We start from the raw sequence: 6,170 nt of genomic DNA on the forward strand, positions 1-6,170 counted from the left end.
GGCTCTTCGGACTTCAGGTGGGGGTGGTGGGGTCGAGGCCGCCGGCGATGAGGAGCATTCTGAGTCGGTAGTTGTCGTAGTTGCGGAAGCCGCGGGCGACGCGGCGGGCGAGTTCGATGAGTCCGTTCACGGCCTCGGTGCCGCCGTTGGATGAGCGACCTGTGGTCCAGTAGGCCAGGAACGCGTCCCGCCAGCGGGTGAGGGTCTTGCCGAGGCGGGCGATCTCGGGGATCGGGCAGGACGGGAACGAGTCGAGCACCTGCTCGGCGATCTTCTTGCCCTCGGCGAGGTCAGCGCGGCGGTAAGCGTCGCGGAGCTTCTGGGCGCATTCGTAGGCGACCTCGACCTCGACGTGCTCCTCCCGCCCGGCGAACGCGTCGGCGAGGCGCTGAGTCTGTCGGTCGGTGAGGTTCTCGCGTCCGGCGCGGAGGGTGTTGCGGATCCCGTAGAGCGGGTCGCCCCTGCGGCCACGGTGGCCGAGGGTGTCCTGCTGGACGCGGCGACGGACCTCATCCACGGCCTGGGTGCCGAGCTTGACGACATGGAAAGCGTCGAGCACGGCGACCGCGTCGTCGAGCTCATCATCGAGGGCCTTCTTGTATCCGGCGAACGGGTCCAGCGTCGCGATCTGCACCTGGTCGCGGAACTGCTCGCCGCGTTCCTGCAGCCAGTCGGCGTAGGCCTTCGCGGAACGACCGGGCACGAGGTCCAGCAGCCTGGCGCGGACGCGTCCGCTGGCGTCACGGGTCAGATCGACCATCCCGGTCAGTTCCTTCGGACCCCGCCCGCCGTCTTCGACCGGCTTGGTCGAGACGTGGTGCCAGAGGTGCTCATCGACGCCAAGGGTGGTGACACCAGTGAAGCGGGACTCGTCCGCTGCGCGGCGCTCCAGCACCGGCTTGACGTGCCGCCACACCGTTTTCCAGGACACCCCGAGCTGCCGGGCGATGCCTTGCACCGAGGCGTTCTCCCGCCGCATCTGAGCGACCGCCCACGAGAGGGCCCGGGCCGTGAGCTGCGCCCGCGAAGCAGCAACGGCAGTGTCCTGCTCGGTGAACGACTTCTGTGCGCACGCATCATCGACGCAACGCCACCGGCGCTTGCGCCATCGCACCCGCACCGGCCCTGCGCCCATCGGCGCGTCGATCAACACGAGCGTCTTACGGCCCCTGGACTCGGCGACCTGCCCGCATCGCGGGCACCCCACCGACCCCGGCGGTGACTCGACATCGATGACGAGCACCCCATCGCCGCGGCGCTGCGCAGCGATGACGTGAAGCCCGCCGAGACCGACGAGCACATCACAACGATCACAGTAGACAACAGAAGATGGGCACGCGGCGGCGCACCCCGTAGCATCGGGCACGGGTCGAGGACTCCCGGGGAAGGGTTGCTTGGTCGCTACCGATCCTCGGGCCCTCGACCCGCCTCACACCACTACGCCACGGCCCGGCACAACCCCCAGCCCCCACCCGAAGTCCGAAGAGCCACTTATGTTGGGGGAATGGTTGAGCTCACCGCGCGCTCCCGTGACGATTGGGAGACGCTAGCTTCTCGTTCGTTCGTCCCCGTGAGCATCGCGAGTGTCGCGTCGGACTTCGTCGGCACCATGGAGCACTTCGAAGCGGGGCTGGCGAGTCTGACTCGGGTGACCTCGGCGGGGTGTCACGTCACGCGCACACCGGGACTGATCGCGCGATCCTCGCCCGACGTATTGCTGTTCTCGTTGCAACTTCGAGGCAAGAATGACGTGTTTCAGAGCAGTCGTGTGGCTCACGTCAATCCCGGTCAATCGGTGCTCTACATGGCCGAATACCCGTACAGTCTTCTCTTCCCGACGCACGCGCAACTGGTGATACTGCAGATTCCGGTGAGCTATGTCGGTGTCAGCCGATCCGATCTCGAACGCGTCGCCGCGAGACCCCTGTCCGTGCGCGGTGACCGCGCGTTGCCAACATACGCCACCGTGGTTCGATCGTTTCTGGATGGGAACGCGGCATGGCGAGATCCGAGCGACGCGATCCGCGTGGGGATCGAATTGGTAGGCGACGCCATACGTCGGCAGGTCGGCCTTGAGCCGAGAAAGCGCCATTCACGCGACACCCTTCTCGCGAGGTTGTGCCGCTTCGTCCAAGACAACCTCACCGACCCGCGACTGGATGTCGCGCTGCTCGCCCGTGTCGAAGGCGTTTCGATCCGTACGGTCTACATAGCATTCGAACGGCTGAGCACGACGCCGGCGCACTATATCCGTGCTGCGCGTCTGAGACACGCGAAGAGCATGTTGGAGTCGACGACGTTTAGCATCACCGAAGTGGCAGCAGCTTGCGGTTTCGTCGACACCACTACCTTCATTCGAGCATTCCGTCGAGCATACGAAACGACACCGGCAGCGTACCGCGGGGAGTATCGCGAGCATCGCATTGAGGGACGGAGCAACACAGACGTCAAGACCTCCTTCGGCCGTTCCGACCCGCCGAACTGAACTCCATATCGACACCGGCCCACCGCAGGACTTGTCCCGCGCTTCGAACGGCGTGAACGAGGTCGGCGGCTCATACCGCAGCGACCCGTCAAGGTTCATCTCGCGAGTCGCGCTGCGTGATCTGAGGTCCGGAACTACGCGAATTTCGGCCTCCTCGACGCCTTCTTGGCGCCTGGGGGTCAGGGGGTCGGTCGCACAAGAGACGCCCGACACGAAATGTGACGCTACGTAACGTCGTAGCCATCGACGCGTGAACGTCCACACGCCGACGCAAGATCACCCAACAGGAGCAGATGAAACCTCCCGTGTTCTGGGTGCTGTAGGCGGTGATGTGGTTCATCGGATGATGGCGAGAGCCACCGCTCGTCACATCGATGTCAACCAGAATCCTAAACATGTTAGGATAAATCCTAATAAGGGAAGGTGATGAAGTGAATCGTGTGCGACTCACGGCGGAGCGCCTCGTGGAGGACGCGTGTCGTCTCGCGGATGAGCAGGGACTGGAGCGCGTCACAATGTCTGCTCTTGCCCGACGGGCCGGGGTGCAGACCGCGAGTCTGTACACGCACGTTCGCAGTTTGCGGGATCTGCAGACGCGCATGACACTGCAGGCGCTTTCTGAGCTTTCTGACCGGTTGTCCGTGGCGCTGTCTGGCCGGTCGGGGCGTGACGCGTTGACGGCCTTGGCAGCCACGTATCGGTCATATGCGGCGGATCATCCTGGACGGTATGAGGCTGCGCACCTGCGGTTGGATTCGCCGACTGCGCGTTCGAGTGATGGCCCGCGGCATGTGCAGCTGACTGGGGCGGTGTTGAGGGGATACGAGGTTCCGGAGGAAGAGCAGGTGCATGCCGTCCGGTTCATCGGTGCAACCATCCACGGCTACATCGAACTGCAGCGTTCGAGTTCGTTTGCACACTCACAGCCCGACCCTGAGGTCAGCTGGCAACGATGTATCGATGCGCTACATCAACTGCTCAGTCATTGGCCAACGCATCGAGATGAACGTGAAGGAGGATCTAGTGGAGATCACAGCTGAACTTGTTCGTGGTGCTGTCGAGATCGAGCGCACCGAAACTGGCGTTCGACCGCATCGCCTACCTGCGTGGGCTCGACGTCAAGCAGACGCGCAGCTCGAGCTAGCCGAAGCGCAGCCCGCGGGAGTTCGAGTCGCTTTTCGATCTGCCGCAACACGCGTGACTCTTGTGGCTCGCGCTGAACGTTTCGGTTACGTCGGCGTTCCGCTGCGTGCGCCGGGCGTGTTCGATGTGCTCGTCGACGGGGAACTCGTCGCCTCGGCCTCGCTTTCGAGCGCGGTTCAGATCCTTCGTGACCTCACCACTGGCGAGATCACCCGCTCAGAGGCCGAGCCGGAAGAGCTGACCTTTGAGCTCGGTGTGTCCGGTGGCGTGGAACGTCTGGTCGAGATATGGCTGCCGTATTCGGAGTCAGTCGAGCTGATCTCCATTGACGCAGACGAGCCGCTCGCTCCGGCGCACCGGCCAGCTCCAACATGGGTTCATTACGGGTCCTCGATCAGCCAGGGATCTAACGCAGCCAGCGCGGCCACCACCTGGACGGCGGTCGCCGCGCGTCTCGGAGGCGTAGAACTCACGAACCTGGGCTTCGGTGGCAGTGCCCTACTGGACCCGTTCGTTGCGCGGACGATGCGTGACCTGCCCGCCGACCTGATCTCCGTGAAAGTGGGGATCAACATCGTCAACGCGGATCTCATGCGCCGTCGCGCTTTCGCCCCGGCACTCCATGGCTTCCTCGACGTGATCCGGGACGGTCACCCCGACACGCCTTTGCTTCTGGTTACCCCACTGTGGAGCCCGATCTTCGAACACACACCCGGGCCCGGAGCGTTCGACCCCGACGCACTCGCCCGGGGGGAGACCAGATTCGTCGCTGCCGGCGACCCGGCGGAGGTCCAAAGAGGAAAACTCGACCTCGCCACGATCCGCGCTGACATCGACCAAGTGTTTCAGGACCGTTCCGCATCCGACCCGAACCTCTTCGCGCTTGACGGAATGGCCCTCTACGGGGCGAGCGATGCACAGTCGCACCCGCTCCCGGACGACCTCCACCCTGATGCGGCCACCCACCGGCTTCTCGGGGAGAGGTTCGCCGAGGAGGTTTTCGGCGTTGAGGGGGCGATCCCCACGACAAGGTGACAGTGACTGCGTTGATCTAGTCGTTGCGTTGAGCGAGCCAGATCCCCAGCCTTCGTAGAGGATTCGATGAGCTGACTGATGCGTCGCGGCCGTCTGATGCCTCTCGTACGGCGCGCGCCCGTCGTGACCATGCCGTCGACCGGCTGATCCCGCCCCCGGCGCAGGCCGAGCTACACGTCCTCGTCGAGGATGTGCCGATCGAGTTGCTGGGGGGAGGCGGAGCGGGGGCGAGGAGTCCGCCGATGCCGGGGATGAGGGAGAGCACCCAGACGATGTGTCGGTCACCGCGGACGAGGATCGCGGTGATGACGGTGGCCATGTACGCCAGGCCTTGCAGCGGCCCGAGAACCTGCGAGATCGCGGGTGCATGCACGGTGAGCATGTTGGCGAGCATGAGGATGAGGGTGACCAGTTCGGCCGTCCCCGCGATCTGGAGCATGCGGCGTGGACTCATAGCCCGACTCCCGTGGTCGATCCCGGCCGGTAGATCATGAGGACGACGACGATGGCCCACACCACGTTGAAGATCCCGGTGACCATGCTCAGGCTCCCCGGGATCCGGTCGAGCGAGGGCTGGGCCGGATCGGCTGCGTCGGGGTCGAGAGCGCGGACGAGGCGTGACTGTCTGGGCAGGATGAAGGCGATGAGCAGGACCGCGGCGATCGCGGTGAGGATCATCGACGCGATCAGCCACGCGTCGCCGAGGACGCCGATGCTCGCCGCTGTGGCCAGCCCGAACACGGGCACCAGGACGGCGATCACGCTGTAGACGCGGGTGACGCGGTGCAGGATGCGTGCCACCGCGGCCTTTCGGGGATCGTCCGGGCCCGTCGCAGACGGCGATGAGGACGTCTTCGACGCCCCGGTTCTTCAGCTCGGTGAACACCTGCAGCCAGAACCGTGCTCCCTCACCGCCGTCACCGGCCCAGATCCCGAGAATCTCCCGCTCACCGTTCGTCCTGACGCCCATCACGACATAGAACGGGGTGTTCCTCACCTGCCCGTCACGGACCTTCACCACGATCGCGTCGACGAAGATCACCGGGTAGAGCGCGTCCAACGGCCTGCTCGACCACTCGGCGAGCTCCCCGGCGACCTTCTCGGTGATCCGGCTGATCGTGTCTTTCGAGACCTTCGCCCCATAGACCTCGTCGAAGTGCGCGGCGATCTCCCCGGTCGTCAACCCACGGGCGGTCAGCGACAGCACGATCTGGGCGGGGTCTGTCCGAAATTCGGTGTGTGGGGTCCGGCGATTTCATCAGTGGGTGGTTTTCTCGAACCGTCCGGCGAAGGTGATCGCGAACGCGTTCAGCGCGGGCTTCCACCTCGTCACCCAGCGTGCCCGGCCTCCGCCGGTGGGGTCAAGCGACCGCGTCACGAGGTAGAGACATTTGAGCGCGGCGGCCTCGTTGGGGAAGTGCCCGCGCGCCCGGACGGCGCGCCGGTAGCGGGCGTTGATCGACTCGATCGCGTTGGTACCGGCTATGAAAGTGGAGGGCGCCTCGCG

The 6,170-nt window shown here is 65.1% G+C and carries 7 protein-coding genes and 1 pseudogene; 3 read left to right on the top strand and 5 right to left on the bottom strand.

Translation table 11 applies throughout. The annotated features are described in order from the left end of the window. Positions 1-13 precede the first annotated feature (13 nt). On the bottom strand, positions 14-1,366 hold the full coding sequence (locus tag H563_RS17145; RefSeq protein ID WP_027479097.1) for an ISL3 family transposase: 1,353 nt from the start codon (positions 1,364-1,366) through the stop codon (positions 14-16). 138 nt (positions 1,367-1,504) lie between these two features. Between H563_RS17145 and H563_RS0114105 the strand changes: the two genes are divergently transcribed. From H563_RS0114105 to H563_RS0114110, 3 genes are all read left to right on the top strand, one after another. Further along, positions 1,505-2,485, top strand: coding sequence for a helix-turn-helix domain-containing protein (locus H563_RS0114105; RefSeq protein ID WP_022883224.1), 981 nt, complete (start codon positions 1,505-1,507; stop codon positions 2,483-2,485). Positions 2,486-2,949: 464 nt separating this feature from the next. Continuing rightward, complete coding sequence (locus H563_RS17805) at positions 2,950-3,525, top strand: TetR/AcrR family transcriptional regulator (RefSeq protein ID WP_245556865.1); 576 nt, start codon at positions 2,950-2,952, stop codon at positions 3,523-3,525. Further along, positions 3,446-4,663, top strand: a complete 1,218-nt coding sequence (locus H563_RS0114110) for an SGNH/GDSL hydrolase family protein (protein WP_022883225.1) — start codon at positions 3,446-3,448, stop codon at positions 4,661-4,663. The genes H563_RS17805 and H563_RS0114110 overlap by 80 nt, the downstream gene beginning before the upstream one ends. A gap of 16 nt (positions 4,664-4,679) precedes the next feature. On the opposite strand, the gene H563_RS18165 is transcribed toward H563_RS0114110, so the two are convergent. The 4 genes and pseudogenes from H563_RS18165 to H563_RS0114125 all read right to left on the bottom strand — a co-directional run. After that, entirely contained in the window at positions 4,680-5,102 is a 423-nt protein-coding gene (locus H563_RS18165) for a hypothetical protein (protein ID WP_155865281.1), read from the bottom strand. A gap of 11 nt (positions 5,103-5,113) precedes the next feature. After that, complete coding sequence (locus H563_RS17015) at positions 5,114-5,464, bottom strand: hypothetical protein (protein ID WP_022883227.1); 351 nt, start codon at positions 5,462-5,464, stop codon at positions 5,114-5,116. A gap of 25 nt (positions 5,465-5,489) precedes the next feature. Continuing rightward, positions 5,490-5,876: pseudogene (locus H563_RS17810) on the bottom strand (IS256 family transposase); the annotation flags it as partial. Positions 5,877-5,921: 45 nt separating this feature from the next. Next, on the bottom strand, positions 5,922-6,170 hold a 249-nt coding region (locus H563_RS0114125; protein ID WP_022883228.1), incomplete at its 5' end, for a transposase.

This window comes from Gryllotalpicola ginsengisoli DSM 22003, assembly GCF_000419445.1.
In the GTDB taxonomy this organism is placed as follows: domain Bacteria; phylum Actinomycetota; class Actinomycetes; order Actinomycetales; family Microbacteriaceae; genus Gryllotalpicola; species Gryllotalpicola ginsengisoli.